Origin of the sequence: Oscillibacter sp. CAG:155 (genome assembly GCA_000436875.1) — a bacterium.
Taxonomy (GTDB): domain Bacteria; phylum Bacillota; class Clostridia; order Oscillospirales; family Oscillospiraceae; genus Oscillibacter.
The window spans coordinates 23,875-25,429 of record FR890927.1 but is presented as its reverse complement, the minus strand read 5'-3'; the positions used below and the strand labels follow the sequence as shown (position 1 = coordinate 25,429).

Here is a 1,555-nt window from a genome sequence, read left to right as displayed (position 1 = left end):
CGGTCCGGGCGGGTTGGCAGTATCAGTCGTCTCCGCCGTGCCATCCCTTTTGTTCGTTTTCCTGGTGGTGTCCTCCGGAGTCGGCCCCATGGTGACCGGCTGCGCCGGTCCCGGTCTGGGCCGCCACTTCCTCCCCTGCGGCCAGGCGGTCCCAAAGGTCCTGGAGTTCCCTCATGGTCATTCCCTGGACCTCCTCTGCCGTGATTTCCGGGTCCAGTGCCTGAATCTCCCGGAACATCCGGTACTTTCCGTAGGAAAGCCCCATGTCATGGGCCTCTTCCACTTCCCCAGCATGGGCAGAATAGCAGCAGACGTTTTCCTCACCTGCCGTGCAGGTCTCGATCCGGGAGAGCACTCTGGATGTCTGCGCGTCATCCGCTCCGACCACGGCAATACTCAAAAGGCCGTCGTCATCCAGCAGCGCACTGATGGTCTCGTTTTCCAGGATCTGGCCGATGGCATCGGCGCAGTCCTGATATTTCACATCCAGCGACTGGACAAGGGCCTGCCCGTCCGCATTATAGCCGCTGACAGAGATCACCCGGTCAAACCGGTTCACCCCCAGCTCAATGGAGGGGTTGATGTCCACGCTGATTTCTACGGTGGGGGTGAAATAGAGCCAGCGGCCGCCCCACAGCAAAGCCACCAGCAGCAGGCACGCTGCCGCCGGGACCCATCGTCTACGGGACGCCGGAACTCCTCTGGTGTACCCCTGGGTCTTCTGCCAAAGGTACGCCCTGGTCCGCGCCTTCAGCGCCTCCTCCGCCCGCACCTGATCGAACGCCTCTTTCAGCGCATCATGCATCCCCGTCACCCCCCAGCTTCTCCCGGAGCATCTGTTTGGCCCGCGTCAGGCGCGTGTAGACCGTATTGACATTTTTCCCCAAAATCCGGCCGATCTCCGGCGCGGTATACTCCTCATAGTAGTGCAGATACACCACGTCCCTGTACTTGGGCGGCAGAGAACGTACCGCGTCCAGAACCTCTCGGTGATCCGGCTGCAGCTCTGCTGGCCGCTCCATCAGCTCATGGAGCGGCGTGGTGCGGCTGCGGAAAAAGCTTCTGAGCAGGTCCCTGCAGGCATTGATGGTGACGCGGATAAACCACGCTTTTTCATGTTCTTCACTTTCAAAGGAAACGGAGCTAAGGACATATTTCAAAAACACCGTTTGAAATATGTCCTCGGTATCGGCGTCATTTTTCAAATGAATCAGGCAAAGCCGCCGAACGGTATCGGAATACTGTTCGATTGCCCTGTTCACCTCTTGCTCGCTCCGCATCCTATCGTCCCCTGTTACCGGCAGCCGTGTCCCGCGCGGAAGGCTCCGCCCTGTCCGGCACATGAAGTACCGTCCCAGTGGTCACAGATGCCGTCGCCGTTTTCATCCTGATAATATCTTCCCGTTCCGTTTTGGCTGACGCAGACCGCACCATCGGCGCCGCAGAAATCACAGACGCCGTCATGATCCGCGTCCAGATACCGGCAGACGCCGGTCCCAGTTCCGCAGGCCCCGCTGGCGGAAAGGCGGGCGCCCCCCCGGCCCCCCGCACAGAG

2 protein-coding genes and 1 pseudogene are annotated in these 1,555 nt (G+C 60.6%); all 3 read right to left on the bottom strand.

Annotated elements, in window-relative coordinates; all coding sequences use genetic code 11:
- Positions 1–22 precede the first annotated feature (22 nt).
- Positions 23–814 (bottom strand): hypothetical protein, encoded by a 792-nt coding sequence (locus QZL67_RS06860; protein ID WP_292920045.1) that lies wholly within the window; start codon positions 812–814, stop codon positions 23–25.
- Positions 798–1,262 (bottom strand): sigma-70 family RNA polymerase sigma factor, encoded by a 465-nt coding sequence (locus QZL67_RS06855; RefSeq protein ID WP_366914401.1) that lies wholly within the window; start codon positions 1,260–1,262, stop codon positions 798–800. The genes QZL67_RS06860 and QZL67_RS06855 overlap by 17 nt, the downstream gene beginning before the upstream one ends.
- A gap of 32 nt (positions 1,263–1,294) precedes the next feature.
- A pseudogene (locus QZL67_RS06850) lies at positions 1,295–1,555 on the bottom strand (hypothetical protein); the annotation flags it as partial.